This window comes from Streptomyces sp. NPDC037389, from assembly GCF_040636475.1.
Taxonomy (GTDB): Bacteria; Actinomycetota; Actinomycetes; order Streptomycetales; family Streptomycetaceae; genus Streptomyces; species Streptomyces hesseae.
The window spans coordinates 286467-312317 of the sequence record NZ_JBEZUS010000004.1; the positions used below are offsets into that span (position 1 = coordinate 286467).

Sequence of the window (25851 nt, forward strand, 5' to 3'; positions counted from 1 at the left end):
TGGACCTCGGCCCGTTCCCGGTGGCCGCCGGTGCCGTCAGCCCCGTACGCCCCCGGTGACGATCCAGCGGCCCGAGCGCGCCCGGATCCACAGGCTCACCAGCCGGGCCGTCATCATCAGCGTCATGGCCCACCACAGCGCCGTCAGACCGCCCCCCAGGGCGGGGACCAGCAGGGCGACGGGGGCGAAGACGGCGAGGACCACCAGCATCGCCCGGGCCAGATAGGACCCGTCCCCAGCGCCCATCAGCACCCCGTCCAGGACGAAGACCACTCCGGCGACGGGCTGCCCCACGGCGACCACCAGCAGGGCGGGCAGCAGGGCGTCCCGTACGGCCGGGTCCGAGGTGAACAGCGGGATGAACGCGAACCGGCCCGCCACCACCAGGGCCCCCAGCACCACACCGGAGACGATGCCCCACCGCACCATGCGGCGGCAGGCGGCCCGGGCTCCGGCGGTGTCCCCGGCGCCCAGGTAGCGGCCTATGATCGCCTGCCCGGCGATGGCTATGGCGTCCAGCGCGAAGGCCAGGAGGTTCCACAGGGAGAGCACGACCTGGTGCGCGGCGATGTCGATGTCACCGAGCCGTGCCGCCACAGCCGTGGCGATCATGAGGATGGCGCGCAGGGAGAGAGTGCGCACCAGCAGGGGCGCCCCGGCCCGGGCGCAGGCCCGTATCCCAGAGGCGTCGGGGCGGAGCGAGGCGCCGTGCCGTCGGGCTCCCCGGACGACGACGGTGAGGTAGACGGCGGCCATGGCGAACTGGGCGAGCACCGTCCCCCAGGCGGATCCGGCGATGCCCAGGCCCGCGCCGTAGACGAGCGCGACGTTGAGCACGCCGTTGGCGATGAATCCGCCGACGGCGACGTACAGCGGCGTCCTGGTGTCCTGTAGCCCGCGCAGCACTCCCGTGGCGGCGAGGACGGCGAGCATCGCGGGGATGCCCAGCGCGCTGATCCGCAGATAGGTGGTGGCGTACGGGGCGGCTGTGGCGGAGGCTCCGAAGGCGCGGGCGAGCAGCGGGGCGGTGGCCAGTACGGCGGCGGTGACCACCGCCCCGAGTATCAGCGCCAGCCAGATGCCGTCCATCCCCTGCCGGATGGCGGCCGGGAGATCACCGGCGCCGACCCGGCGGGCCACGGCGGCGGTGGTGGCGTAGGCGAGGAAGACGAAGACGCTGACGGCGGTGGTGAGCAGCGCGGCGGCGATGCCGAGGCCCGCGAGCTGAGGGGTGCCGAGATGCCCCACGATGGCGCTGTCGGCCATCACGAAGAGGGGCTCCGCGACGAGGGCGCCGAAGGCCGGGACGGCCAGGGCGACGATCTCGCGGTCGTGCCGGCGGACGTCGGGCCGGACGGGCGCGGGGGCCTGGGGCACGGAGTCCCTCCCATCTTCCACAGGTAATCAGTGCATACAGCTTAGGACCCTTACCGGGGCGGGTGGTGCGCGATCTTCTCTGCGCCGTTTGTCGTGATCTCGGGCCAACAGGGAAAGTTTTTCTTCTCAACAGCCGGTGGATGGCAAAGCCGCAGGTCAGAGCGGTGCGGTGGAGGTGATTGTGTGTTTGTCCACAGTGCTTTCCCCCGGCCCGTGCACAGGTTACGGGGACTTCTCCACAGCCTTGGGCCGCTCATCCACAAGGCCTGTGGATAACCAGATTGGCTGACGGTGCCCGCGGCCCTACCGTGGACCGGCGCCCACCGTCTGTCTTCTGCTTCGTCATCGCTTCGCGGGCCTCACGGGTCCGACACGAACCCGCCGCGAACTCGACGCGCCAGAACCGGAGTCGGGCGTCCTATTTGTCAGAGCCGTGCCGTAAGAAAGAGTGGCACGGCGAGGTCCGCTCCGCGGACGGGAGGAGGTGGCCCGGGTGAGCATTCCCGAGCCCATGGACGACGGCCCGTGGGGCGACAGCGGCCCCGGCGACCGGCTCCCCTTCCCCCGCTCCCGGCGCGGTGACGGCAAGGGCCGCGGCGAGCAGCACGACCGGGGCGACGAGGGCTCCTGGGAGCGGAGCAGCGGCTTCGAGCGCGTACCCCCGCAGGATCTCGACGCGGAGCAGTCCGTCCTCGGCGGCATGCTGCTGTCGAAGGACGCCATCGCCGACGTGGTCGAGGTCCTCAAGGGCCAGGACTTCTACCGTCCGGCGCACGAGACGGTCTACCAGGCCATCCTCGACCTGTACGCCAAGGGCGAGCCCGCCGACCCCATCACCGTCGCCGCCGAGCTCACCAAGCGCGGTGAGATCACCAAGGTCGGTGGCGCGGCGTATCTGCACACCCTGGTGCAGTCGGTGCCGACCGCGGCCAACGCCGAGTACTACGCCGAGATCGTCCACGAGCGCGCGGTCCTGCGCCGTCTGGTCGAGGCCGGCACGCGCATCACGCAGATGGGATACGCGGCTGACGGCGATGTCGACGACATCGTCAACAAGGCCCAGGCCGAGGTCTACGCCGTCACCGAGCAGCGCACCAGCGAGGACTACCTCCCGCTCGGCGACATCATGGAGGGCGCGCTCGACGAGATCGAGGCGATCGGCTCCCGCAGCGGTGAGATGACCGGTGTCCCCACGGGCTTCACCGATCTCGACGCCCTGACGAACGGCCTCCACCCCGGCCAGATGATCGTCATCGCGGCCCGTCCCGCCATGGGTAAGTCGACCCTCGCGCTGGACTTCGCCCGCGCCTGTTCGATCAAGCACAACATGCCGAGCGTGATCTTCTCGCTCGAAATGGGCCGCAACGAGATCGCGATGCGTCTGCTGTCCGCCGAGGCCCGCGTCGCCCTCCACCACATGCGCTCCGGCTCGATGACGGACGACGACTGGACCCGGCTCGCCCGCCGGATGCCCGACGTATCCGCCGCCCCGCTCTTCATCGACGACTCGCCGAACCTGTCGATGATGGAGATCCGCGCCAAGTGCCGCCGGCTGAAGCAGCGCAGCGGCATCAAGCTCGTGATCATCGACTATCTCCAGCTGATGCAGGCCGGTGGCGCCAAGCGCGCCGAGAGCCGCCAGCAGGAGGTCTCGGACATGTCCCGAAACCTCAAGCTGCTGGCCAAGGAGCTGGAGCTCCCGGTCATCGCGCTCTCCCAGCTGAACCGTGGCCCCGAGCAGCGTACGGACAAGAAGCCGATGGTCTCCGACCTTCGAGAGTCCGGCTCCATCGAGCAGGACGCCGACATGGTCATCCTGCTCCACCGCGAGGACGCCTACGAGAAGGAGTCGCCCCGCGCGGGCGAGGCGGACATCATCGTCGGCAAGCACCGTAACGGTCCCACCGCCACGATCACCGTGGCCTTCCAGGGCCACTACTCCCGCTTTGTCGACATGGCGCAGACCTGATCGGAAACGCGTCGCCCAGGTCATGGGCCTGCGCCGCACCTGGCTAGGGTGCGGGCATGACCGTCTCGCGCGAAGTGCCCAAGGAAGAGCTCCCGGACGCCGAACTCCTCGACGAGCTCCTTCCGGCCACCCGGCGCGCGCTGCTCCACCGGGTCGCCTCCGGCCAGACCGAGGGCCGCGCGCCCTCGCTGGTGGGCGCGGTGACGCGGAACGGGCGGATGGTGTGGTCCGCCGGGCGGGGCGACGTGGCCGGGGAGACCCCCAGTGCCGACACGCAGTACCGGATCGGTTCGATCACCAAGTCCCTCGTCGCCGTTCTCGTCATGCGGCTGCGCGACGAGGGGCTGATCGGCCTCGAGGAGCCGCTCGGGACGTATCTCGACGTGCCCGAGGGCGGCCGGGCGACCATCGCCCAACTGCTGTCGCACACCTCCGGACTGGCGGCGGAGGCGCGCGGCCCCTGGTGGGAGCGTACGGACGGCGCTCTGCGCCCCGAGCTCGCGGACATCTTCGGCGAGCGCCCCCAGCGCCATCCCGCAGGGCGCCTGCACCACTACTCCAACCCCGGATACGCGCTGCTCGGCGCGCTGGTGGAGCGGCTGCGCGGTGAGCACTGGTACGAGGCGCTGCGCCGGGAGGTGCTGGCGCCGCTGGGCATGCTCCGTACGACCCTCGGGCCCGAGGCGCCGTACGCCGAGGGCCGGGCCGTGCACCCCTGGGCGGACGTGCTGCTTCCGGAACCCGCGGTGGACACCGGGCGGATGGCGCCCGCCGGGCAGCTCTGGTCCACGGCCGCCGATCTGTGCCGCTTCGCGGAGTTTCTGCTGAACGGCGACGACCGGGTGCTCAGGGCGAGCTCGGTGGCGGAGATGCGGACGCCGCGGACCGAGCCCCAGGGGCCGGACTGGACGGGCGGCTACGGCCTGGGCCTCCAGCTGACGCGCCACGACGGCCGGGTCCTGTACGGGCACACAGGCTCGATGCCGGGCTTCGTGGCGTCGCTGTGGGCCGACCCCGAAGAGGGCGTCGCGGCCGTGGCGCTGAGCAACCTCACCTCGTTCTTCGGCCTGGTCCCCGTCGTGACGGACCTCGTGCGCACGGTCGTGGCGCACGAGCCCCGGATCCCGGAACCCTGGCGTCCGCTCGATGGCGCGGACCCGGCCCTGCTGGAGCTGACCGGCCCCTGGTACTGGGGCGCCACCCCGTTCGTACTGCGCCTGGTCGCCGACCGGGGGCTGCGGCTGCACCCGGTGGGGAACGGCGGGCGCGCCGCGCGCTTCCGCGCCGAGGAGGACGGCACCTGGACGGGGCTCGACGGCTACTACGTGGGGGAGACCCTGCGGGCCGTGCGCCGCGAGGACGGCACGCTGAGCCATCTCGACCTCGGCACCTTCGTCTTCACCCGTGAGCCCTACGAGCCCGGGAACGCGGTACCGGGCGGCGTCGACACGGGCGGCTGGCGATAGTCGGATTGTCGGCATGACTGGGGGTGCGGCGTAGAGTCGACAGGAGATTGGCGGGCGCCGCGTCGCGGCGCGACATCCCTGGAAGGCACCGTGACTGCGAACACCGCACCGGACCTGCTCGACTTCGCGCCTCTCGGCGCGGGCCACTTCGCTCGGATCGAGGACAAGGTCGCGGCGCTGATGCGCACGCGCCAGACCGTCGTCGCCATGCAGGGCGAGGCACTGCTCCCGCTGGAGGCGTGCATCCGCTCGGCCGTGCGTCCCGGCAGCACCGCGCTGAACATCATCACCGGCCCGTACGGCGAGACGTTCGGCGGCTGGCTGCGCTCCTGCGGCGCCGAAGTGGTGACCGTGAGCGCGCCGTTCAGCGGGGCGGTCACCGCCGAGCAGGTGGCCGAGGCGCTCCGCGCGCACCCCGCCATCGACTTCGTCAGCCTCGTGCACGCCGAGGCGGCGACCGGCAACACCAACCCCGTCGCCGAGATCGCCGCGGTCGTGCGTGAGCACGGCGCCCTGCTGATGCTGGACGCCGTCGCCTCCATCGCCGCCGAGCCGCTGCTCACCGACGACTGGGGCGTCGACCTGTGCGTCATCGGCGGCCAGAAGGCCATGGCGGGCCCGGCGGGCGTCTCCGTCGCCTCCGTGAGCGCCCGCGCCTGGGAGCGCATCGCCGCCAACGAGCAGGCGCCGCGCCGCTCCTACCTCTCCCTGCTGGACTGGAAGGAGCGCTGGATCGACGGCGGCCGCGCCGCCCTTCCGCACGCGCCGGCCCAGCTGGAGATGCTCGCGCTGGAGCAGGCCGCCGACCGCATCGCCGCGGACGGCCTGGACAGCGTGATCGCCCGCCACCGCGCCGCCTCCGCCGCCACACGTGCGGGCGTACGGGCGCTGGGCGCGCTCGCGCCCTACGTCGTCCGTGACGAGGACGCCGCGCCCGCCGCCACCACGCTGCGCGCGCCCGACGGCGTCGACGCCCGCGACATCGTGGCGGCGGCCCTGGCGGCGGACGCGTCCGTGCCCGTCCAGGCGGCCGCGGGCACGCTCGCGACGGAGATGATCCGGGTCAACCACTACGGCCTCGACGCGGACCGGGAGGTCGTGCTCGGCTCGCTGGCGGCGCTCGCCGAGGGGCTGCGCGCCCTGGGCGTTCCGCTCGCGGACGAGGACGGTGCCCTGGCGGCCGCAGGCAAGGCCTGGGACGAGGTGATCTCCGGCTGACCCGCAGGACGCGGCCGCATCGAGCCGCCGTCGGCGCTTCACGCGTCGGCGGCGGCTCTTTTGCTTTCCCGGGCCGACTCTTCACCGGCCCCTTCTTCTTGCGGGCTTTTGCCCCGGTATGGCGCCGCGGGCCCTCGCTCGTTCGCGCGGATAGAATCGGAATCACAGTCCCGTTTCTCTCTCAGGCCTCCGGAGACCCAGGCGCATGGCACAGCGCAGGACCCCGTCGACCGCTTCCCCGGCCTCCCAGCCGCTGCGCTCGGACGCCCGCCGCAACCGCTCGCTGGTTCTCCAGGCAGCCCGATCGGCCTTCGAGGAAGAGGGGTTGGCGGTACCGCTCGGGGAGATCGCGCGCCGTGCCGGGGTGGGCGCGGGCACCGTCTACCGCCATTTCCCTTCCAAGGAAGCCCTGTTCAGGGCCACCGTCGTGGATCGGGTGCGGCTTTTCACCGATACCGCACGGGAGTTGGCCGACTCGGACGACCCCGGTCGGGTGTTCTATCGCTATCTGGCGGCCGTCGTGCGGCTGTCCGTGCGGAACAAGGGCCTGTGCGACGCGCTGGAGGGCAGTTTCGAGCCCTCTCCCGGGGTCGAGGCGGACTTCCGGGAGGCTCTCGCGGTCCTGCTGGAGCGGGCCCAACAGGCGGGCGCGGTACGGAAGGACGTGTCCGTCGCCGATGTGGCGGCCCTGCTCATGGGGTGTCTGTCGATGGAGCAGCGGCGGGGGCCGGGCACGGCGCCGGGCAGGATGACCGCGCTGGCGTGCGACAGTCTCCGACCGGGACGTCATGTGACGAAACTGCCTCCGAATCCGGCCCCGGAGCGTAACGAAACCCGGTGTGCCGTGTGTGGCGGCCCCGTGGCCGTCGCCCGTACGGGCCGGCCCGCCCGGTACTGCGCCGCGGCCTGCCGGCAGAAGGCGCACCGGGAGCGGGCCCGCTCCCACGAAGCCTGACCGGTCCCACGAAGCCTGACCGGTCCCACGAAGCCTGACCGGTCCGGCGGGCCGACCGGGCCCGGTGCGACCGGTCCGGTGGTTACGAGTCGGCGGGGGCGAGGGATTCCACGGCGGCGACCAGCGGGGCGAGCTCGGTCCGGTTCGCGGCGTCGTCCAGCGCCTCGCGGAGGGCCGTGTCGTTGGTGGGGCGGGCCTCTTCCAGAAGGACGCGGCCCGCGTCCGTGACGTCGGTGTAGATACCGCGCCGGTCGGTGAGGCAGAGGTAGCGCGTCAGCAGCCCGCGGTCCTCCAGGCGGGTGACCAGGCGCGTCGTCGCGGACTGACTGAGGACGACGGCGTCCGCCACCTCGTTCATCCGCAGGTGGCCGCCCTCGCCGTCGTGCTGGCGGTTGAGGACGTCGAGCACGGAGAACTCGCGCACGCTCAGCTCGTGGTGGGCCTGAAGGGCGCGCTCTATGTGCGCCTCGATCCGGCTGTGCAGTGCCGAGAGGGCGCACCAGCCCTGCGCCAGGCCGGTCAGGGCGGGGTCCGGGGTGCGGGACATGGGTGAGCCCTCCTTCGGGGACGTCCGAGTGTGCCGTCCGCGCGTGCCCGTGCGGTCACGACCAGCGTATCTCCCCCGCGCAATAGCCCGCGCTTGCAAGTAAATGCGTCTGCAATTATTGTGGAGACATGTAGAAGTCGGCCGCAATCACCTGGCCGGAAGGTCTTCCCTGCCTCGATCCCGTACGAAGGACCCCCATGCCCCTCGCCCTGCTGGCGCTCGCCATCGGCGCCTTCGGAATCGGCACCACCGAATTCGTCATCTCGGGACTGCTCCCCGACATCGCCGCGGACTTCGGGGTCTCGATCCCGACCGCCGGCCTTCTGACCACCGGCTATGCCCTCGGTGTCGTCGTCGGCGCCCCGGTCCTGGCCGTCGTCGGCGGTCGCGTCGCGCGCAAGACGATGCTGATGGCCCTGATGGGCCTGTTCGTCGCGGGGAACGTCCTCTCGGCCGCCGCGCCCGTCTTCGGGGTGATGCTCGCCGGGCGCATCGTCGCCTCGCTCGCGCACGGCGCGTTCTTCGGCATAGGCGCGATCGTGGCCGCCGGTCTCGTCGCCCCGCAGAAGAAGGCGGGCGCGATAGCGATGATGTTCACCGGGCTCACCACCTCGACCGTGGTGGGCGTGCCCCTGGGCACCCTCGTCGGCCAGAACGCGGGCTGGCGGGTCACCTTCCTGATCATCGCCGGGCTGGGTGTGCTCGCCGTCCTGGGCATCGCGGCCCTCGTACCGCGGCAGCCGCGCCCCGAGCGGATACCGCTCAGCGGCGAGACGGCCGCCTTCCGCAACCCCCAGGTGCTGCTCGCCATGGCGATGACGGTCCTCGGCTTCGGCGGCGTCTTCACCATGAGCACCTACCTGGCCCCGCTGGTCACCGACGTCGCCGGCTACGCGCCCTCGTCCGTCACCTGGATGCTCGTCCTCTTCGGCCTCGGCATGCTGATGGGCAACCTGATCGGCGGCAAGTACGCGGACCGCGTGCTGATGCCCATGCTCTTCACCGCCCTCGGCGGGCTCGCGGTCCTGCTCGCCCTGCTGCCGCTCACCGCCCACAACAAGATCGCGATCGCGGTCGTCATCCCGCTCATCGGGGCCTTCGGCTTCGCCACCGTGCCGCCGCTCCAGAAGCGGGTCCTGGACCAGACCGCCGACGCCCCCACGCTCGCCTCCGCCGTCAACATCGGCGCCTTCAACCTGGGCAACGCCATGGCAGCCTGGCTCGGCGGGCTCGTGATATCCGCCGGATTCGGCTACACCGCGCCCAACTGGGTCGGCGCCGGGATGGCCGCGGCCGCGCTGCTCCTCGCCCTTCTCTCCGCGTCGCTGGAGCGTCGCACGGAGCGGGGCGGGCGGATCGTGGCCTCGGGGCCGAAGCCGGTGGCCTCCGACGCGGAGCGCGTGACGGCCGGCCGCTGACCCCCGGAACGTTCTCCCACCCGGGTGCCTGGGCCTGCCGGGCGCTTGGACTCGCCGGGCGCCTAGGCTCGGTGGTCATGACCAGACTGCACCTGTTCGACCTGGACGGAACGCTCATCCACGGCTCGGCCGCCGCTGTCGAGATATCCCGGCAGCTGGGCCTGGAGAAGGAGATCGGCGAGTTGGAGAGGGCCTTCGCCGCGGGGGAGCTGGTGCCGTCCCGGTTCGCCCAACTGGCCGTGGAGCTCTGGGCCGAGCTGACGGAAGCACAGGTCACGGACGCCTTCGAGGGGGCTCCCTGGCTGGCCGGCATCCGGGAGGTCTGGGCCGCCATCCGGACCCGCGGCGAGCGCTGCGCGGTGATCTCCCTGTCGCCGGGCTTCTTCGTCGAACGCCTGCTCGACTGGGGTGCCGACGCGGCCCACGGCTCGCGCTGGCCCTCGGTGCCGTTCCGCGATCCGGTGGACCCGGCGGGGATCCTCGACGCCTCGGCGAAGGTGCGGATCGCCGACGAGCTCTGCGGGCAATACGGGCTGGGCCGCGCCGACTGCGTGGCCTACGGGGACTCGATGTCGGACGCGCGGCTCTTCGCCGAGGTGCCGGTATCCGTCGCGGTCAACGCGGACCACCATGTGCGGGGCATCGCCTCGTACGCGTACGACGGCCTCGACCTCCGGGAGGCGTACGCGCTGGCCGGCGGCGACCTCTAGCCGACGCGAGCCGGGAGAGCGGGCACGGTCGCCCCGTGCCACGCCGGATCGGGACAGCCTAGCCCCAACCGGAGCCCCATCACCCGGAGTTCCGGGAAGACACCCGGAATCGGGGACCCGTGGTGCCATGCTGCGTGGACGGGAACAGCGACTCATCAGCAGTGCGGGGAATCGCGGAAACCTTCCCGCCCTCTTCGGCGGAAGCGCGCGGCCCGGCCGGGAAACGCTCGAGGCGAGGCAACCATGAACGCTCCGACCACCCCGCCGACCCACGGCGGCGCGTCCGGACCGGGAGGTGAGAGGAACCGGTTCGCCCCGGCCGGGTCGCCGCAGATGGCGGAGGCGGAGGGGTTATCGGCGCCGGGAGGGTTACCGGCCGCGGGGGAGGGACTCGAGGGGGCGCCCGCCGCGGTCCGCCCCCGGACCCCGGTCCATGAGCGCGGTTCGTCCCCGGGCGACCGCTGGCAGCCGCTGGCGTACCGCGCGCACACGCGTGAACACGAACGCCCGGCCGAGGAGCCCCCCGCAAGCCACCCCGTCCCACCCCTTGCCTCTGCCTCGGCACCCGCCGCCTCGGCCACGCATCCCGGGAACGCCCCCTCGCCCGGCGGCACACCGTCCCCCGACGCCCTGCTGATCCGCCGCACGCTCGCCGAGATCGAGCCCATCGCCGACAAGGTGACCTCGTACTTCTACGCCCTGCTCTTCGTCCGCCGGCCGGAGCTGCGCGTCCTCTTCCCCGCCGCCATGGACACCCAGCGCGACCGGCTGTTCAAAGCGCTGCTCACCGCCGCGCGCCACGCCGACGACACAGCGATCCTCACCTCGTACCTCTCCCAACTCGGCCGGGGACACCGGAAGTACGGCACCGCCCCCACCCACTACCCCGCCGTGGGGGAATGCCTGATCGACGCGCTCGCCCGCCATGCCTCCCGGACCTGGAACGACGCCGCGCAGGCCGCGTGGGTGCGGGTCTACACCGCCATCTCCCAGATCATGATCGACGCGGCCGCGGAGGACGAGCGGAGCTCCCCGCCCTGGTGGCAGGCCGAGATCGTCGGCCATGAGCCGCGCACCTCGGACGTCGCCATCGTGACCGTACGGACCGACCAGCCCTATCCCTTTCTCGCCGGGCAGTACGCGAGTGTGGAGACGCCCTGGTGGCCGCGCGTATGGCGGCACTACTCCTTCTCCTGCGCCCCGCGCGAGGACGGTCTGCTGTCCTTCCACATCAAGGCCGTACCGGCCGGCTGGGTCTCCGGTGCCCTGGTTCACCGCGCCCGCCCGGGCGACGTCATCCGGCTCGGCCCCCCGGCCGGCTCGATGACCGTCGACCACGGCAGCGACAACGGGCTGCTGTGTCTCGGCGGCGGTACCGGAATCGCTCCGATCAAGGCACTGGTCGAGGATGTCGCCCGGCATGGGCGAAGTCGCCCCGTCGAGGTCTTCTACGGTGCTCGTCATGATGATGACCTCTACGACATCGACACCATGCTGCGACTACAGAAGTCGCACCGCTGGCTCTCCGTGCGTCCAGTGATCTCCGACGGCCCCACGCTCGGCCTGAGTGGGCAACTCCCCCAGGTCGTCCGTAAGTACGGCCCCTGGAACGCCTACGACGCCTATCTCTCCGGGCCGCCCGGAATGGTCCGCAGCGGGGTGGACACCCTGGTCGGCATAGGGGTCCCGGCGCACCGGATCCGCCATGACTCGATAGACGAGCTGATGGCCTCGGCGGCGGGCTGAGGAAGCGCCGGCCGGGGGGCGTGTCTGGGGGGGAGTATCAGGCCAGATCGTGCGCGAGCAGGGCCTGTACTCCCTCGATGTTCGCGTGCAGGAACACCCGGAGGGAGGGTGGCACGACCTCCACCGAGTCGATGCCGGCCCGGGTGAAGGGGACGCGCACCACCTCGTACGTCCCGCACGGTTCGTCGACCTCGGGGCCGTGCCGCCGGGACAGGTCCATCGAGGCCAGCCGGCAGACGAAGAAATGCTGCACCTTCACACCGTGGGCGGCGTGGTGGAGGGAGTGGGAGACGGTGTCGACGAAGGCGGGGACCACGTCGACGACCTTGGCGCCGAGTTCCTCGTCCACCTCGCGGTGGAGAGCGGCGACGACGGTGCTGTCCTCGGGCTCGACCCCGCCGCCCGGGGTGATCCAGTACGGTGCCTCGCCGGGCTTGGTGCGTTTGATCAGGACGAGCCGGAGCGCCTCGGAGCCGGGTTCGCCGTCGAGCAGGATGGCGCGGGCGGTGCGCTTGACCACGGGCCGTTCGGTCATAGGGGACATCTGCCGCGCGAGCCCCCTGGTGAAACCCCTTCTCACCAGGAAACGGCAGCGCGCAGCAGCCACTCGTGCGCCCGCGCGAGATGGGGATGCGCCAGCGTGCCGGCCCTGACGACCAGGAAATAGGTGCGCAGCGGTGGTACCGGCGGATCCAGGAGCGCCACGATCTCGCCGGTGTCCAGAGCCTCTCCGCACAGATAGCGCGGCAGTACGCCGAGGCCGGCCCCGGCGGCGACGCAGGAGAGCACCGCGCGCAGGTCGGGGACGATGACGGTGCCGGTGGCCAGCGGCTTGGAGTCGAAGACGGCCGACCAGTAGCGGGAGACGAAGGGCAGGCTCTCGTGGACCTCGACCACGGGCAGGTGTTCCAGGGCCTGGAGGCCCTTGTCGCGGACGACGGCCGGGCCGCCGAGCCGGGCCGCCCAGCGCGGGGCGGCGACGAGGACGTGTTCCTCGTCGCAGAGCGGGGTGGCGGTCAGCAGCCGGCCGCGTGGCCGGGAGGTGGCGATGGCGAGGTCGTGGTGCCCGTCGGCCAGGCCCTCGAAGAGCTCCTCGGCCATGCCGTGGGTGGCGCGTACGGTCAGCCCCCGGCCGATCAGGGGGACGAGGGCGGGCAGGACGCGCAGGGAGGTGAACTCGGGAGGGCCGGCGAGGTGCAGGGTGCGGCTGGCCCACTGGTCGTCGAGGTCGGCCTCGGCGATCTCCAGCAGTGCGTCGACATGCGGGGCGATCTTGTGGGCGAGCTCGTCGCCGATGGCGGTGGGGCGGACCCCGCGCGCCTGGCGGAGGAAGAGCGGCCGGCCCAGTTGTCGCTCCAGTGTCCGGATCTGGCTGGTGACGGCGGGCTGGGAGAGACCGAGGAGCGCGGCGGCCCGGGTGAAGGAGCCGGCCCTGTGCACCATGACGAATGTGCGCAAAAGGGCCAGATCCATGTCGTCTCCCTGAGATGCCGCCACCGATCGTGAAGGAACGATAAATAAGTCGATAGGGCTGTGCCGCTAGGGTGATTGGACACTGACGCAGAGTCAACTAGCCTGGGTCGCGCGGTTCTTCGCGCGTGGAGCCGTGGCGGCTCGAGCCAAGAGGGGGGAGGCTCGAGCCGTCCTCCTGTCGTGGCCCCGACGGGTCGGCCGAGGCGCCGATGCGGGGCCCGGCGCCGGCGGATCCCAGCGGTTCAGTCGTTCTCGTCCGGCAGGATGATGTGCATCGCCCAGGCCACGATCGAGATGATCACGCCGCCGACCAGCGCGGACCAGAAGCCCTCCACATGGAAGGCCAGATCGAGCTTGTCCGCCAGCCAGGAGGTCAGCAGCAGCATCAGGGCGTTGATCACCAGGGTGATCAGGCCGAGGGTCAGGATGAAGAGCGGGAACGACAGCAGCTTCACGACCGGCTTGACGATGAAGTTGACCGCGCCGAAGACGAGCGCGACCAGGAAGAGCGTGAGCACCTTGCGAGCGGTGTTCTCGCCGGACAGCGTGATTCCCTTGAGCAGCCAGATGGCCACCGCCAGGGCCGCCGCGTTGGCGATCGTCTTGACTACGAAATTCTTCATGGTGAGATCGTTGCAGACGGGCGCGGCCGACGGGGATGCGCTCGAGGACCACGACCGGCCCGGCAGGGTCGGGCGGCGAGGAATGGACGGCGGATGAAGGCGTTCCGGCTGGACGAGCTGGAAATGGAGCGCGCTGCCAACGACGGCGCGTATTTGCAGTTCCTGCGGGAGCGGAACATGTCCGTGGGGCTCTACGCGCTGGACGCCGGTGCCGCCGATCCCCAGGGGCCGCACGCTCAGGACGAGGTCTATGTGGTGGTGAGCGGCCGGGCGTCGATCACGGTGGGCACGGAGACCACCACCGTCGGGCGCGGCAGCGTGGTCTACGTACCGGCCGGGACGCCCCACAAGTTCCACCACATCAGTGAGGATCTCCGGGTTCTCGTCGTCTTCTCTCCACCGGAGAGCTGACCCCCGCCCCCGGAATCCCGTAGGGGGCCGTTCAGGGGTCTACGGGGGCTGTCGGGCCCCCGCCGGGCCCCTCCCCGGGCCTAGCATCGAGAACAGGCCGGGGCATTCCGCTCCGGACGGCCGGTGAATCACGGCGGGGCATTCATTCCCGCCGACGCGGCGGCCATGACGTGACAACAGCGTGTGAATCCACGCGTGAACCGGAGATCAGGAGTCGAGATGGCTGAGAAGGGGATATTCGCGGGACTGCCGTGGTGGGTGACCTGGGTCGCGGTGCCGGTTCTCGTGCTGGTGGTGTTCGGCAGCCTGATCATGAGCCTGCTCGGCTTTGTCATCAGCCTGCTCTTCAAGGCGCTGCTGCTGGTGGCGCTGGTCGCCGGCCTGGTCTTCGTCGTCAAGAAGTTCACGTCGTCCTCCTCGTCGAAGGGCGACTGGTAGGAGCCGGCCGTCCCGGGCGAGGGGGACGCCCGGGCAGCGCCCACCGGTCGGGCGACGTCGCCCACGCCACCTTCCGGTGCCCGCTGGTCAACTCAACGAAGCGGAAGGCGAGGAGTTATCTCTCTCGTCAACATTCCTCCGTCAACGTGAACGCCCCGGGCACCGCCCCTGCGGTAATCCGTGCGCCCTAGGCCCACTTTGGCCAGTTCTCGGCCGGTCCGTGCCAGCAAATCCCCCGTTACGACTCCGCCCCGTAGTCGAGTCGCTACGCTCCAGAGTCGGCGAGCTCGTATGCTCACCCTCGGTCTCCATGGGTAACTGGAAAATCACTCCTTGTGATCCACCGGGCGTTCTTGTCAGACTATGGCGTCATTGGGGCCATCAGGCTTCAATCCCTGCCAAACCGACGAAGACGGGGCATTGGGCGATGCGCGACACAGTTCAGGCAGAAGTGGTCATGACCTTCCTCGTCTCCGAGGAGCTGTCCTTCCGGATCCCGGTGGAGCTGGGCTACGACAGCAGCGACCCCTACGCGGTGAAGTTCACCTTCCACCTCCCCGGCGACGCGCCCGTGACATGGGCCTTCGCCAGGGAGCTGCTCCTCGACGGGCTGAGCCAGCCCTCCGGCGAGGGCGATGTGCACATCGCCCCCGCCTCCTCCCAGCATCTGTCGGACGTCTTCATCCGGCTGCAAGTGGGCGGCGAAGGTGCCCTGTTCCGGGCCGGGGCGGCGCCGCTGGTGGCCTTCCTGGACCGGACCGACCGTGTCGCCCCGCTCGGCGAGGAGCACACGGTCGCCGACTTCGACTACGAACTCGCCGCGGCGCTCGACAGCATCCTCGCCGGTAACCCCGAGGGGCAGAACGCGGGTTAGCCGGCCTCGGGAGCCGGTGCGCCGCCGCCCGTCACGGGCGTATCGCCGTCCTCCTCGATCGGCACCCGCTCGGCGCGCGGTGCCGCCCCCCGACCCTGCGGAGCGAACGCCGGGACCCGCGCCCGCGGCCCCCTGCCGCCGTCCGCCACCGTGTCCGTGGCCACGCCGGCCGTACCGCCGTGCGCGTCCGCGCCGACGACCGTTCCCCCGACTGCTCCACCGGCGCCACCCGCAGCACCGGACGTCCCGGCGCCGCCGATCAGGCCACCGTTCCCCACCGTGCCCGCGCTCGTGCCCGGGCCCGCTCCGTCGGTCGTGCCCATGGCCGAGAGCAGCTGCCGGGCGAGCCCCAGACCCGTACCTCCCATCGTCAGCGCTTTCGCGAACAGGTCGGACATGCCGTCCGCCCCGTTCAGCAGCACCATGTGATCCACGCTTCCGAACGCCTGAGCGCCCGCCTGGACGATCTCGGGCCACTTCTCGGCGAGTTGCTGCGCGACCACCGCGTCCTGGTTCTCCGCGAGGGCCGCCGCCCGGGCCTTGAGGGCCTCGGCCTCGGCGAGCCCCTGGGCCCTGGCCGCCTCGGCCGCCGCCAGACCCTTGGCCTGCGCGGCAGCGGCCTCGGCCGCACCGGTGGCACGGGTCGCCGCGGCGGCGGCGTCACCGCGCGTCCTGGTGGCCTCGGCCTCGGCCCCCGCCGCCGTCTTCACGCGCGTCGCCTCGGCCGCCGCGGCGAGCTCCGTCTCCTTGGCCTTCGCCTCGGCCGCCGAGATCCGGGCGTCGCGCTCGGCCTCCGCCAGCGTCCGCTTCTCGTACGCCGTCGCGTCCGCGGGCTTGCGGACATCGGCCTGGAGCTGCTGCTCCCGGCGCATGGCGTCCAGCTCCGCGACCCGGGTCTCCTGGACGACGACCTCCTGGCGCGCGGCGGCCTCCGCCAGCGGGCCCGCCTGCCGCGCCTTGGCGGCGGCGCTGTCCCGCTCGGCCTGATAGCCGGCCTGAAGGATCTCGCTGTCGCGCTGGGCCTCCGACATCCGCGCCGCGGCCTGCTGCTCCGCCTCGGTGGCCAGCCGGTCCGCCTCCGCCTGGGCGATCCGGGCGTCCCGGCGCACGGCGGCGGCGTGCGGCGCGGAGAGGTTCTGGATGTACCCCGAGGGGTCCTGGATCTCATGGATCTGGAGGGAGTCGATGATCAGGCCCAGCTTCTCCATCTCCGTGCCCGAGGCGGCACGGGTCTCACCCGTCAGCCGTTCCCGGTCGCGGATCATGTCCTCCACGGTCAACCCGCCGACGATCGAGCGCAGATGGCCGGCGAAGACGTTGTGCACCCGCTCGGGCATATGTTTCTGCTGGTCGAGGAAGCGGCGGGCGGCGTTGGCGATCGAGACGAAGTCATCGCCCACCTTGAAGATCACCACACCGTGCACCTTCAGTGGAATGCCCTGCTTGGTGACGCAATCCACGTTGAGATCCGCCTCGTTGAGGTCGAGGGACAACTTGCGCACCGCCTGTACCCCAGGCAGCACGAACGTCCCCCGCCCCGTGACTATCCGGAACCCCAGCCCGTCCCCCAAGCCCTCCGTACGGTGCTTGGAACCGGAGATGATCAGGGCCTCGTTGGGCTCCGCGACCCGCCACATGAGCTTGAACAGCCCGACCAGAATGATGACCGCGACGAGGACCGTCCCCGCCACGACGCCGACGACCATGCGTCTCTCCCCCCTGTACGGCCCGCTGCGGGGCCGTCCGTTCACGAAATGTGCCACCCGGCGAGACCGGGTGAGGACGCTGATACCCCGCCCGCGACGTCGGAATCAGGTGTAGGCGGACGTCACATAGACGGTGCGCGGCGGTTGATATTCCGTGACCATCACGACCGTCCCCCGCTCGAGGCGCTCGCCCGGTTCGGCGGCGTAGGCCAGGAAGGCCTCGGCGCCGCCCCGGACCCGCACGATCACCTCGCCGACCAGCCCGGGACCGACCGTCCCCGTCACTCTCCCCAGCTCACCGACCACCGGAAGCCCCCCCGTCTCCCCGCTACTTCGCGCGACGGCGCCTGCCGCCCCGGGCCTTCGCCCGCCCCTTGCCCCCATCATGCCGGTCGGCACTGACAACGAGCGCGGCGAGGAGGGTCGTCACCGGCACCGAGGCCACCAGGCCGATGCTGCCCACCAGCGTCCGGACGATCTCCTCCGCGACGATCTCGCTGGTAGCCACCGTGCCCACACCGCTGTCCGCGATCGAGAACAGCAGCAACAGCGGCAGGGACGCGCCCGCGTAGGCCATGACCAGCGTATTCACGACCGAGGCGATATGGTCCCGCCCGATGCGCATCGCGGAACCGTAGAGTTTCCGCCAATTCGCCGACGGGTCGGCCTCCTTCAGCTCCCACACCGCCGAGGTCTGGGTGACCGTGACGTCGTCGAGCACGCCCAGCGAGCCGATGATGATGCCGGCGAGCAGCAGGCCCCGGATCTCGATCTGCGGATAGAGGCCGTGCACGAGTCCCGTCTGGTCGTCCGTGTTGCCCGTCAGATGCGCCCAGTCGATGAACAGTGACCCGAGCAGCCCGATGACCAGCAGGGACGTCAGCGTGCCCAGCACCGCCACCGAGGTGCGCGCGTTGAGGCCATGGCACATGTAGAGCGCGATCAGCATGATCGCGCTACCGCCGATCACGGCGACCAGCAGGGGATTCGAGCCCTGGAGGATAGCCGGGAGGATGAACAGCGTCAGAATCCCGAAGCTGATCACCAGGGCCACCAGCGCGAAGACCCCGCGCAGTCGGCCCACGACCACGACCGCGAGCGCGAACACCCCCGCGAGCAGGGCCATCGGGAAGTCGCGGTCCACGTCCGTGACCGAATAGCGCAGATTCTCGGGGGCCTTAGGCGCGTAGGCGAGGACCACCTTCTGGCCCACGTCGTAGCGGCGCGACGCGCTCGGCTGGACGATCTCGGTGAAGGTCCTGCCCTTGTCCGGGCCCTCGGTCACCTCGATGGTGGCCTTCTCGCAGGTCCCCTGGGCGGGGGCCGGGGCGGGCGACGGGCTCTGCTGGGGCCCGCCCGGCAGCCCGCCGGACTTCGGGCAGTCGAATTTCTCGATCTTCGTCACCTGCCCCGACCGCAGTTGCTGGTCGAGGCCGACGCCGGTGTGCTGGTGCGGTGGCGCGCCGCCCGGCCAGAGGACTATCAGGCCGGCCAGCACCGCCACGGTGAAGGGCACGAGCACCGCCGCGATCACCTTGCGGAGGTGTGACGACACGGGCGTCGCGGGCCCGTGGCCGTGGGAGTGTCCGTGCGAATGGCCGTGCGCGTGGTGGTGGGGGGCGTGGGGTGTGGAGTCGGTGGGGGTCACCGCCGCATCATCGCAAGCCCCACTGGCCCTCCGGCGGACGGAGGCGCTAGCGTGGTGGCACCTTTGCAATCGCGGGAGCTCGGAGCACCGGGCTGAGAGGGCGCTGATCTTCGTACGACCGCACGTACGAACGCCGCTGCGTCGACCGCCGAACCTGTTACCGGGTAATGCCGGCGTAGGGAGTTTGGTCTGATGACCACGCAGGATGCACGCACGTCCGCGACCGGCCGGGAGATCGGCTGGCACAAGGACTACGTGACCGGCTCGCGGCCGGACCTCAGGGTTCCGGTGCGGCGGGTCCACCTCACCAACGGGCAGGACGTGCGGCTGTACGACACCTCCGGCCCGTACACCGACCCGGCCGTCGAGACGGACGTCCGGCGCGGTCTCGCCCCGCTGCGGGAGAACTGGATCATCGCCCGCGGTGACACCGAGGAGTACGCGGGGCGCCCCATGCGCCCGGAGGACGACGGCATCAAGCACACGTCCCCCCGAGGGGGCCTGAAGAACCTCGACGCGGTCTTCCCGGGCCGCCCCCGCCAGCCCCGCCGGGGCCGCGACGGCACGGCGGTCACCCAGCTCGCGTACGCTCGCCGGGGCGAGATCACCGCGGAGATGGAGTACGTCGCCCTCCGCGAGAACGTCTCCCCCGAGACGGTCCGCGAGGAGATCGCGGCGGGCCGGGCCGTCCTCCCGGCGAATGTGAACCACCCGGAGATCGAGCCGATGATCATCGGCAAGAAGTTCCTGGTCAAGGTAAACGCCAACATCGGCAACTCCGCCGTCACCTCCTCCATCGAGGAGGAGGTGGAGAAGATGACCTGGGCGACCCGCTGGGGCGCCGACACGGTCATGGACCTCTCCACCGGCCGCAACATCCACACCACCCGTGAGTGGGTGCTGCGCAACTCCCCCGTGCCGATCGGCACCGTGCCGCTCTACCAGGCCCTGGAGAAGGTCGACGGCAAGGCCGAGGAGCTCACCTGGGAGATCTACAAGGACACGGTCGTCGAACAGGCCGAGCAGGGCGTCGACTACATGACCGTCCACGCCGGTGTGCTGCTGCGCCACGTCCCGCTGACCGCCCGCCGCAAGACCGGGATCGTCTCGCGCGGCGGCTCGATCATGGCCGCGTGGTGCCTGGCGCACCACAAGGAGTCGTTCCTCTACGAGAACTTCGAGGAGCTCTGCGAGATCCTCGCCGCGTACGACGTCACCTACTCCCTCGGTGACGGGCTGCGCCCCGGTTCGATCGCGGATGCGAACGACGAGGCGCAGTTCGCCGAGCTCAAGACCCTCGGCGAGCTCAACCGGATCGCCAAGCGGCACAACGTCCAGACGATGATCGAGGGCCCGGGCCATGTCCCGATGCACAAGATCAAGGAGAACATCGACCTCCAGCAGGAGATCTGCGAGGAGGCCCCGTTCTACACGCTCGGCCCCCTGACCACGGATGTCGCGCCCGCGTACGACCACATCACCTCGGGGATCGGCGCGGCGATGATCGCCTGGTGGGGCACGGCGATGCTCTGCTACGTCACGCCCAAGGAGCACCTGGGCCTGCCGGACCGCGACGACGTCAAGACCGGTGTGATCACCTACAAGATCGCGGCGCATGCGGCGGATCTGGCCAAGGGGCACCCGGGCGCCCAGGAGTGGGACGACGCGCTCTCCGACGCGCGTTTCGAATTCCGCTGGGAGGACCAGTTCAATCTGGCCCTCGACCCGGACACCGCCCGCGCCTTCCACGACGAGACGCTTCCGGCGGAGCCGGCGAAGACCGCGCACTTCTGCTCGATGTGCGGCCCGAAGTTTTGTTCGATGAAGATCTCGCAAGACATTCGTCGTGAGCACGGCGGGGACCTCGGCGGGGATCCCGCTGTGGACGCCGAGGCCGGAATGGCGCAGAAGTCCCGCGAATTCGCCGCCGCCGGCAACCGGGTGTATCTCCCGATCGCCGAGTAGCCGGCGGAGCCGCCTCCGGAGGGCCCTCCGGAGGCGGTTTCACGGTGGTGCGCGACGCCCGTCGCGCACCACCTCGGTCAGTCCTTCCTGGGGCCCGGGCCGCCGAACTCGGGGCCGGTGTAGTCCGGGCTGGTGAAGCCCGCGCGGCTGGGGGAGGAACGGCCGTCGTCGGGGCTCGAGAAACCGGGCCGGGAGTAGCCGAGCTGGGGGGTACGGCCGGGCCCGGTGTGGTTTCTGGGAGAGGGCGGGCGACGTTGTGCGGCCGGGGTGTTGGCCAGCGACTCCCGGAGGAAGGGCAGGATGCCCCGGTCCAGCAGCGCCTGCCGCCAGGCCTCACGGGCCCGCTCGGTCTCCTGGGAGAGCTGGTCGTAGCCGTCGGGGAGGCCGTCGTGCCGCGGCGTCTCCTCGGTCTGCCTGCCGTTGCGCACGGCCGTGACCAGCATGCCGGAGCTGGCGATGAGCACCGCGGCGACGGTGAAGCCGCCGAACCACCAGCCGATCTTGATGATCGGGTCGGCGACGGCCCCGTTCGACCCGACGGTTCGCAGGACGTAGCCGATGAGCAGGAAGAGGAAGGCGGCGATCCCCGCCAGGACGGGGGCGAGGACGACGACGACCGCGCCGGCGCCCGCTCCCTGGTCCTCGGGGACGTCCGCGGGGGAGAGGGAGGGGGACGGCGCGCCCGTACGGCCGTCGTCCTCGCCCGCCGGGGGCCTGGCGGTGGCCGACCAGGCGCGCTGCTCCTCCCGCGCCCTGACGAAGTCCTGATATTCCGTCATCGCGCAGGCGGAGATGGCCGTCATGGCGCTGAGGGCCATACTGCGCAACTGTTCGGTATTGAGGCGCTGTCCTATCGCGGCGGCCAGGGCGCTGATCTGTGGGTCATGGTTCGCGGTACGCAACGCCCGGTCGAGAACTCGCTCGAATTCCGGGCGGTCCTCGGTCAGCAGGTGCGGAGCGCTGTTCATGTGCATCCCCCGATGCTCCGTAGGGCCCTCTTGCCGGCCGGTGCCGACGGTGGGCGGAAACGGAGGAGAGCCTGCTACGGATAAGCCGATGGTAGAGCCGCACCGCCGCGTGGTGACAGTCGGTTTCCCGAATTACCCCGCGTCGGTGGAACTCCTCACCTGCCCGTGCGGCGGCCCGCTGAACCCTCAGCCCGCCAGGGGGAGTTGTACGACCAGCAGTTTTCCGGCCATGGTGACCCCGCCGTCCATGGCGAGCGCGAGCCCGTCGGCGTACAGGTGCGGACCCTCCACGCGGGGCGCGCCCTCATCACCGTCCGCGTCCTCGGTACCCACCTCGCCCAGGAGGTAGGGGATGGGGCTGTGGCCGTGCACGATGCGGCTGCCGCCGTAGGCGTGCAGCAGCTCCCGTACGGCCATGGGGCCCGCTTCCTCGTCGCGGAAGGCGAAGCGCTTGGTGAATTTGCGGAAGAGATCCCAGCACTCGTCGGGGTCGTTCCGCTGGAGGGCCTCGGTGATCGAGTCGTTGACGGCCGCGATGGAGTCGCCGTACTCCAGATAGGCGGTCGTGTCGGAGTGGACGAGCAGGTGCCCGTCCTCCTCGGCGATCGCGTCCAGGCGCGACATCCACTGGAGGTGGTGGTCCTCCAGGCGCTCCATGTCGGTGCGCTGGCCGCCGTTGAGCAGCCAGGCGGCCTGGAAGGAGGCGGTGCCGGCGCCGGAGTTCACCGGGGTGTCGGCGAACCGCTTGGCGCCGATCAGCAGCAGCTCGTGGTTGCCCATGAGGGCCTTGCAGTAGCCGCCGGCGGCGGCCGCCTCGGCGGACAGCCTCATGACCAGGTCGATGACGCCGATGCCGTCCGGTCCCCGGTCGGTGAAGTCGCCGAGGAACCACAGCCGGGCGTTGCCCGCGGCCCAGTGGCCGTGCTCGTCGATGAGGCCCTGCTCGAAGAGCGCCCGGTGGAGCTCGTCGAGATAGCCGTGGACGTCGCCGACGACGTACAGCGGGCCGGGCCCGGAGGGCAGGGGCTGCTGCTGCGGCTGCGGGGCGGAGAGCGGGGTCAGCTCCACGGTGGGCACGTCCTGGGGCGTGGCGGGCCCGCCGATGACCGGGAGGTCACGGGCGGTCGGGGTGTAGCCCTCGGGGTACTCCGGGTACTCGTGGGCGGGCTGTACGGGCGGGGGAGCGGCATGGGCGTAGCCGGGCGCGGGTGTGGCGTACCCGGGGAAGGGCGGCATCGCCGCCGTGGTCCGTGCCGCTCCCTGACCGGCCCCCTGAGTCATCGACCCCTCCACCATCGCGCCGCCGTGCACCTTGTGGACCTTGCCTGGTCGACGGCGGTCCGTGGTGTCGTGCGCCCATCATAGGAATGACCGTCGCGCCTTGTGACGCACCAGGGGCCGTGAATCGGGGCGGGAGGCCGGGATCGCCGGTCATTTCTCCCAAAATGAGCCGTTAAATGTGCCGTAAGCGCCGGTCAGGCGGCTCCCGGACGGCTCCCCGGGGCGGATGACCCACTGCCCGTGCGCCGGACACGGGGTCCACTTCCGGTTGACGCGCGTCGGGCGGGGTGCGGAGGGTCAGGGGGTGGCGGGGCCGCGGGGCGCGCTGATGGTGGTGCGCGGCGGGCGGCGTTCGGAGGAGGTCCGGACGATCAGTTCGGTGGGTATCACCTGTTCCACCGGCCGGCCGGTGTCGAGGCCCTCGATCGCGTCGATGAGCAGCTGGACGACGGCGGTGCCGATGCGCCGGGGCTTGAGCGAGAGCGTGGTGATGGGCGGCTCGGTGGTCGCGTAGACCGTGGACTCGCTGCAGCAGACGAGCAGCAGGTCGTCCGGGACGCGCAGGCCGTAGCGGCGGGCGGCGGCGAGGAGGTCGGTGCCGTTGGGGTCGAACAGCCCGTAGACGGCGTCCGGCCGGTCGGGCCGGGCCAGCAGCCGGTCGGCGGCCACGGCGCCCGCGCACGGGTCGTGGGCGGGGTACTCCTCGTAGACCGGGTCCTGGCCGACCCGCTCGCACCAGCGCAGGTAGGCGGTGGTGGAGAGCCGGGTGTAGGTGTCCGTGGTGGTGCCGGTGAGCAGGCCGATCCGGCGTGCCCCGGCGGCGGCCAGGTGGTCGAGGATGCCGAGCACGGCCGCCTCGTGGTCGTTGTCGACCCAGGCGGTCACCGGCAGGGATCCCGCGGGGCGGCCGTCGGAGACCACGGGGATGCCCTGGCGGACCAGGTCGGAGACCACGGGATCGTGGTCGGAGGGGTCCACCACGACCGTGCCGTCCAGGGCGACGTTGGACCACACGTCGTGCCGGGAGGTGGCGGGGAGGATGACCAGGGCGTAGCCGCGGGCGAGCGCGGCGGAGGTGGCGGCTCTGGCCATTTCGGCGAAGTAGGCGAACTCGGTGAAGGTGAAAGGTTCATCCCCGTAGGTGGTCACGGTCAGGCCGATCAGCCCCGACTTGCCGGTACGGAGGGTGCGGGCGGCCGCCGACGGGCGGTAGCCCAGCCGGTCGGCGACTTCGCGGACATGGCGGCGGGTCGCGTCCGGGAGCCGGCCCTTGCCGTTGAGCGCGTCGGAGACGGTCGTGATCGAGACGCCGGCGGCGGCGGCCACGTCCCGGATGCCCGCCCGTCCTTGCCGACTGGCCCGGCGGGATGACTCGGCCCGGCTCACCTGGTGCTTCCCTGCTGCTGTCATGGCGAGCCGATAGTAGGGCTCGGTTGGTCCTTTGGCAGGGCGCGGCATTTGACTGTTGACAGGCACGTTTCTGCTCTGGCGATTTCCTTCAATGATCATGGAAACGCAGGCTGTTGAGCGCTTTTGTGGTAGGCCATCGGGCTGTGGCATATCCACGCCTCATGAATGGTCCAGGTCTCGGTGAGGTCTCAACTCACCTTCACGAGGGATGCGCGCCAGGGCGCCCGCCACGGCGCGTGGCAGGCAGAGGAGCGCTCCGACAGCTATGGACGCCGCCCGGGGCAATCCTCATAAGGTGTGCAGTATTCCGATCAGGATTCCCACGGGATTCCCATCCGGGGTGTCCCGAACGGGGGTGTCCCGACAGAGGTGTCCCGTCAGAGGTGGAGGAGGACCCGCGGTGAACGAGAAGACCCCGAAGCTGCGCGCCGCGCTCGAGGCCGTGCCGACCTATAAGCCGGGCAAGCCGGCGACCCCCGGTGGCCCCGTCGCCTACAAGCTCTCCTCCAACGAGAACCCCTATCCGCCGCTCCCGGGGGTGCTGGAAAGCGCTGTCGAAGCCGCCTCCACCCTCAATCGCTACCCCGACATGGCCTGCACCGTGCTGATGGCCGAGCTCTCCGAGCGCTTCGGCGTACCGCTGTCGCACCTGGCGACCGGCACCGGCTCGGTCGGAGTGGCTCAGCAACTGGTTCAGTCGACGGCTGGCCCTGGTGATGAGGTCATCTACGCCTGGCGCTCCTTCGAGGCGTACCCGATCATCACCCGGATCGCCGGGGCCACCCCGGTCGAGGTGCCGCTGACCGAGGACGCGACGCACGACCTGGAGGCGATGCTCGCCGCGATCACCGAGCGGACCCGGCTGATCTTCGTCTGCAACCCCAACAACCCCACCGGCACGGTGGTGGGCCGGGCCGAGCTGGAGTCCTTCCTGGACCGGGTCCCCGGCGATGTGCTGATCGTCCTGGACGAGGCCTACATCGAGTTCATCCGGGACGAGAACGTCCCCAACGGCATCGACCTCTACCGGGACCGGCCGAACGTCTGTGTGCTGCGGACCTTCTCCAAGGCGTACGGGCTCGCCGGGCTCCGCGTCGGCTTCGCGATCGCGCACGAGCCGGTGGCGGCGGCGCTCCGCAAGACGGCGGTGCCCTTCGGCGTGAGCCAGGTGGCCCAGGACGCGGCCGTGGCATCGCTGCGCAGCGAGGAGGCGCTCCGCGAGCGCGTGGACGCGCTGGTGGCCGAGCGGGCGCGGATGGTCGAGGCGCTGGCCGGGCAGGGCTGGACGCTGCCGGTCTCCCAGGCCAACTTCGTCTGGCTGCCGCTGAAGGACCGGGCTCTGGACTTCGCCGCCGCGTGCGACCGGGCGGGTGTGGTCGTCCGGCCGTTCCAGGGGGACGGGGTGCGGGTGACGATCGGCGAGACCGAGGCGAACGACATCTTCCTGAGGGTGGCCGAGGAGTTCCGCAAGGAGCTGTAGCCGCCGGCGGGCCCTCCCGCCCGTCTGACCGACCGTACGGAACCGGGGTATCCCCTTCGCGCTAGGGCCGAAGGGGGTACCCCCCCTGTTTGTCCGAAAAGCGGGTGCGCCATAATGCTTGTGAATGTGAACGCGTTCACAAGCGCCGCCTTTATGTCCTGCTTTAAC

General features: G+C 71.1%; 23 protein-coding genes and 1 riboswitch. Of the genes, 12 read left to right on the forward strand and 11 right to left on the reverse strand.

Annotation, left to right across the window (positions count from 1 at the left end):
- Positions 1-36 precede the first annotated feature (36 nt).
- Positions 37-1377: an MATE family efflux transporter gene (locus tag AB0E98_RS10940; protein ID WP_361701128.1), complete on the reverse strand. Its 1341-nt coding sequence runs from the start codon at positions 1375-1377 to the stop codon at positions 37-39.
- Between the two features lie 511 nt (positions 1378-1888).
- On the opposite strand from AB0E98_RS10940, the gene dnaB reads away from it, so the two are divergent.
- The 4 genes from dnaB to AB0E98_RS10960 all read left to right on the forward strand — a co-directional run bounded on the left by dnaB (position 1889) and on the right by AB0E98_RS10960 (position 6985).
- The gene (dnaB, locus tag AB0E98_RS10945; RefSeq protein ID WP_361701524.1) at positions 1889-3346 is read left to right on the forward strand and encodes a replicative DNA helicase; all 1458 of its coding nucleotides are present in this window, start codon (positions 1889-1891) and stop codon (positions 3344-3346) included.
- A 56-nt stretch (positions 3347-3402) separates the two neighbouring features.
- Positions 3403-4812, forward strand: coding sequence for a serine hydrolase domain-containing protein (locus tag AB0E98_RS10950; protein ID WP_361701131.1), 1410 nt, complete (start codon positions 3403-3405; stop codon positions 4810-4812).
- Positions 4813-4902: 90 nt separating this feature from the next.
- A complete protein-coding gene (locus AB0E98_RS10955; protein ID WP_361701134.1) occupies positions 4903-6030 on the forward strand; it encodes an aminotransferase class V-fold PLP-dependent enzyme in 1128 nt (375 codons plus the stop codon).
- Positions 6031-6235: 205 nt separating this feature from the next.
- Complete coding sequence (locus AB0E98_RS10960; protein ID WP_361701137.1) at positions 6236-6985, forward strand: helix-turn-helix domain-containing protein; 750 nt, start codon at positions 6236-6238, stop codon at positions 6983-6985.
- A gap of 82 nt (positions 6986-7067) precedes the next feature.
- Here the strand turns inward: AB0E98_RS10960 and AB0E98_RS10965 are convergent, their stop codons facing one another.
- Complete coding sequence (locus AB0E98_RS10965) at positions 7068-7532, reverse strand: MarR family transcriptional regulator (RefSeq protein WP_361701140.1); 465 nt, start codon at positions 7530-7532, stop codon at positions 7068-7070.
- A 197-nt stretch (positions 7533-7729) separates the two neighbouring features.
- Here AB0E98_RS10965 and AB0E98_RS10970 point away from each other — a divergent pair, with 197 nt between their 5' ends.
- The 3 genes from AB0E98_RS10970 to AB0E98_RS10980 all read left to right on the forward strand — a co-directional run bounded on the left by AB0E98_RS10970 (position 7730) and on the right by AB0E98_RS10980 (position 11406).
- The gene (locus tag AB0E98_RS10970; protein ID WP_361701143.1) at positions 7730-8950 is read left to right on the forward strand and encodes an MFS transporter; all 1221 of its coding nucleotides are present in this window, start codon (positions 7730-7732) and stop codon (positions 8948-8950) included.
- A gap of 77 nt (positions 8951-9027) precedes the next feature.
- Positions 9028-9660, forward strand: a complete 633-nt coding sequence (locus AB0E98_RS10975) for an HAD-IB family phosphatase (protein ID WP_361701146.1) — start codon at positions 9028-9030, stop codon at positions 9658-9660.
- Between the two features lie 243 nt (positions 9661-9903).
- Positions 9904-11406, forward strand: a complete 1503-nt coding sequence (locus tag AB0E98_RS10980; protein ID WP_361701148.1) for a globin domain-containing protein — start codon at positions 9904-9906, stop codon at positions 11404-11406.
- A gap of 37 nt (positions 11407-11443) precedes the next feature.
- Here the strand turns inward: AB0E98_RS10980 and AB0E98_RS10985 are convergent, their stop codons facing one another.
- The 3 genes from AB0E98_RS10985 to AB0E98_RS10995 all read right to left on the reverse strand — a co-directional run bounded on the left by AB0E98_RS10985 (position 11444) and on the right by AB0E98_RS10995 (position 13502).
- Positions 11444-11941 (reverse strand): NUDIX hydrolase, encoded by a 498-nt coding sequence (locus AB0E98_RS10985; protein ID WP_361701149.1) that lies wholly within the window; start codon positions 11939-11941, stop codon positions 11444-11446.
- 41 nt (positions 11942-11982) lie between these two features.
- Positions 11983-12879, reverse strand: coding sequence for a LysR family transcriptional regulator (locus AB0E98_RS10990; RefSeq protein ID WP_361701150.1), 897 nt, complete (start codon positions 12877-12879; stop codon positions 11983-11985).
- A 242-nt stretch (positions 12880-13121) separates the two neighbouring features.
- Positions 13122-13502 (reverse strand): phage holin family protein, encoded by a 381-nt coding sequence (locus tag AB0E98_RS10995; RefSeq protein WP_361701152.1) that lies wholly within the window; start codon positions 13500-13502, stop codon positions 13122-13124.
- Positions 13503-13595: 93 nt separating this feature from the next.
- On the opposite strand from AB0E98_RS10995, the gene AB0E98_RS11000 reads away from it, so the two are divergent.
- The 3 genes from AB0E98_RS11000 to AB0E98_RS11010 all read left to right on the forward strand — a co-directional run bounded on the left by AB0E98_RS11000 (position 13596) and on the right by AB0E98_RS11010 (position 15225).
- Positions 13596-13913 (forward strand): cupin domain-containing protein, encoded by a 318-nt coding sequence (locus AB0E98_RS11000; RefSeq protein WP_361701154.1) that lies wholly within the window; start codon positions 13596-13598, stop codon positions 13911-13913.
- A 219-nt stretch (positions 13914-14132) separates the two neighbouring features.
- The gene (locus AB0E98_RS11005; RefSeq protein WP_361701156.1) at positions 14133-14351 is read left to right on the forward strand and encodes a DUF5326 family protein; all 219 of its coding nucleotides are present in this window, start codon (positions 14133-14135) and stop codon (positions 14349-14351) included.
- A 427-nt stretch (positions 14352-14778) separates the two neighbouring features.
- Positions 14779-15225 carry an SsgA family sporulation/cell division regulator gene (locus tag AB0E98_RS11010; protein ID WP_126915073.1) on the forward strand — a complete coding sequence of 149 codons (447 nt, stop codon included), beginning with the start codon at positions 14779-14781 and terminating at the stop codon, positions 15223-15225.
- Here AB0E98_RS11010 and AB0E98_RS11015 read toward each other — a convergent pair.
- The 3 genes from AB0E98_RS11015 to AB0E98_RS11025 all read right to left on the reverse strand — a co-directional run bounded on the left by AB0E98_RS11015 (position 15222) and on the right by AB0E98_RS11025 (position 18579).
- Positions 15222-16931, reverse strand: coding sequence for an SPFH domain-containing protein (locus AB0E98_RS11015; RefSeq protein ID WP_361701158.1), 1710 nt, complete (start codon positions 16929-16931; stop codon positions 15222-15224). The two genes, AB0E98_RS11010 and AB0E98_RS11015, sit on opposite strands and share 4 nt — an antisense overlap.
- Positions 16932-17036: 105 nt before the next feature.
- Complete coding sequence (locus tag AB0E98_RS11020; RefSeq protein ID WP_311613379.1) at positions 17037-17237, reverse strand: hypothetical protein; 201 nt, start codon at positions 17235-17237, stop codon at positions 17037-17039.
- A 22-nt stretch (positions 17238-17259) separates the two neighbouring features.
- Positions 17260-18579 (reverse strand): YibE/F family protein, encoded by a 1320-nt coding sequence (locus AB0E98_RS11025; protein ID WP_361701160.1) that lies wholly within the window; start codon positions 18577-18579, stop codon positions 17260-17262.
- A 61-nt stretch (positions 18580-18640) separates the two neighbouring features.
- Positions 18641-18778: riboswitch (TPP riboswitch) on the forward strand.
- Between AB0E98_RS11025 and thiC the strand changes: the two genes are divergently transcribed.
- On the forward strand, positions 18772-20544 hold the full coding sequence (thiC, locus tag AB0E98_RS11030; RefSeq protein ID WP_361701162.1) for a phosphomethylpyrimidine synthase ThiC: 1773 nt from the start codon (positions 18772-18774) through the stop codon (positions 20542-20544). (Overlaps the previous riboswitch by 7 nt.)
- Positions 20545-20621: 77 nt before the next feature.
- Here thiC and AB0E98_RS11035 read toward each other — a convergent pair whose 3' ends face one another.
- The 3 genes from AB0E98_RS11035 to AB0E98_RS11045 form a co-directional block, all read right to left on the reverse strand.
- Entirely contained in the window at positions 20622-21518 is an 897-nt protein-coding gene (locus AB0E98_RS11035) for a hypothetical protein (RefSeq protein ID WP_361701164.1), read from the reverse strand.
- 180 nt (positions 21519-21698) lie between these two features.
- The gene (locus tag AB0E98_RS11040; protein WP_361701166.1) at positions 21699-22793 is read right to left on the reverse strand and encodes a metallophosphoesterase; all 1095 of its coding nucleotides are present in this window, start codon (positions 22791-22793) and stop codon (positions 21699-21701) included.
- 297 nt (positions 22794-23090) lie between these two features.
- Positions 23091-24203, reverse strand: coding sequence for a LacI family DNA-binding transcriptional regulator (locus AB0E98_RS11045; protein ID WP_311613383.1), 1113 nt, complete (start codon positions 24201-24203; stop codon positions 23091-23093).
- 400 nt (positions 24204-24603) lie between these two features.
- Here AB0E98_RS11045 and hisC point away from each other — a divergent pair, with 400 nt between their 5' ends.
- Positions 24604-25683, forward strand: a complete 1080-nt coding sequence (gene hisC / locus AB0E98_RS11050; protein WP_361701168.1) for a histidinol-phosphate transaminase — start codon at positions 24604-24606, stop codon at positions 25681-25683.
- The last annotated feature ends 168 nt before the right edge of the window (positions 25684-25851 follow it).

Coding starts and splice junctions, on each gene's coding strand:
- AB0E98_RS11015 (WP_361701158.1), bottom strand. CDS start 16,931: ATGGTCGTCGGCGTCGTGGCGGGGACGGTCCTCGTCGCGGTCATCATT.
- dnaB (WP_361701524.1), top strand. CDS start 1,889: ATGGACGACGGCCCGTGGGGCGACAGCGGCCCCGGCGACCGGCTCCCC.
- AB0E98_RS10950 (WP_361701131.1), top strand. CDS start 3,403: ATGACCGTCTCGCGCGAAGTGCCCAAGGAAGAGCTCCCGGACGCCGAA.
- AB0E98_RS10975 (WP_361701146.1), top strand. CDS start 9,028: ATGACCAGACTGCACCTGTTCGACCTGGACGGAACGCTCATCCACGGC.
- AB0E98_RS11000 (WP_361701154.1), top strand. CDS start 13,596: ATGAAGGCGTTCCGGCTGGACGAGCTGGAAATGGAGCGCGCTGCCAAC.
- AB0E98_RS10970 (WP_361701143.1), top strand. CDS start 7,730: ATGCCCCTCGCCCTGCTGGCGCTCGCCATCGGCGCCTTCGGAATCGGC.
- AB0E98_RS11005 (WP_361701156.1), top strand. CDS start 14,133: ATGGCTGAGAAGGGGATATTCGCGGGACTGCCGTGGTGGGTGACCTGG.
- AB0E98_RS10985 (WP_361701149.1), bottom strand. CDS start 11,941: ATGACCGAACGGCCCGTGGTCAAGCGCACCGCCCGCGCCATCCTGCTC.
- AB0E98_RS11010 (WP_126915073.1), top strand. CDS start 14,779: ATGCGCGACACAGTTCAGGCAGAAGTGGTCATGACCTTCCTCGTCTCC.
- AB0E98_RS11040 (WP_361701166.1), bottom strand. CDS start 22,793: ATGACTCAGGGGGCCGGTCAGGGAGCGGCACGGACCACGGCGGCGATG.
- AB0E98_RS10990 (WP_361701150.1), bottom strand. CDS start 12,879: ATGGATCTGGCCCTTTTGCGCACATTCGTCATGGTGCACAGGGCCGGC.
- thiC (WP_361701162.1), top strand. CDS start 18,772: ATGACCACGCAGGATGCACGCACGTCCGCGACCGGCCGGGAGATCGGC.
- AB0E98_RS11035 (WP_361701164.1), bottom strand. CDS start 21,518: ATGCACATGAACAGCGCTCCGCACCTGCTGACCGAGGACCGCCCGGAA.
- AB0E98_RS10965 (WP_361701140.1), bottom strand. CDS start 7,532: ATGTCCCGCACCCCGGACCCCGCCCTGACCGGCCTGGCGCAGGGCTGG.
- AB0E98_RS11045 (WP_311613383.1), bottom strand. CDS start 24,203: ATGACAGCAGCAGGGAAGCACCAGGTGAGCCGGGCCGAGTCATCCCGC.
- AB0E98_RS10980 (WP_361701148.1), top strand. CDS start 9,904: ATGAACGCTCCGACCACCCCGCCGACCCACGGCGGCGCGTCCGGACCG.
- AB0E98_RS10995 (WP_361701152.1), bottom strand. CDS start 13,502: ATGAAGAATTTCGTAGTCAAGACGATCGCCAACGCGGCGGCCCTGGCG.
- AB0E98_RS10960 (WP_361701137.1), top strand. CDS start 6,236: ATGGCACAGCGCAGGACCCCGTCGACCGCTTCCCCGGCCTCCCAGCCG.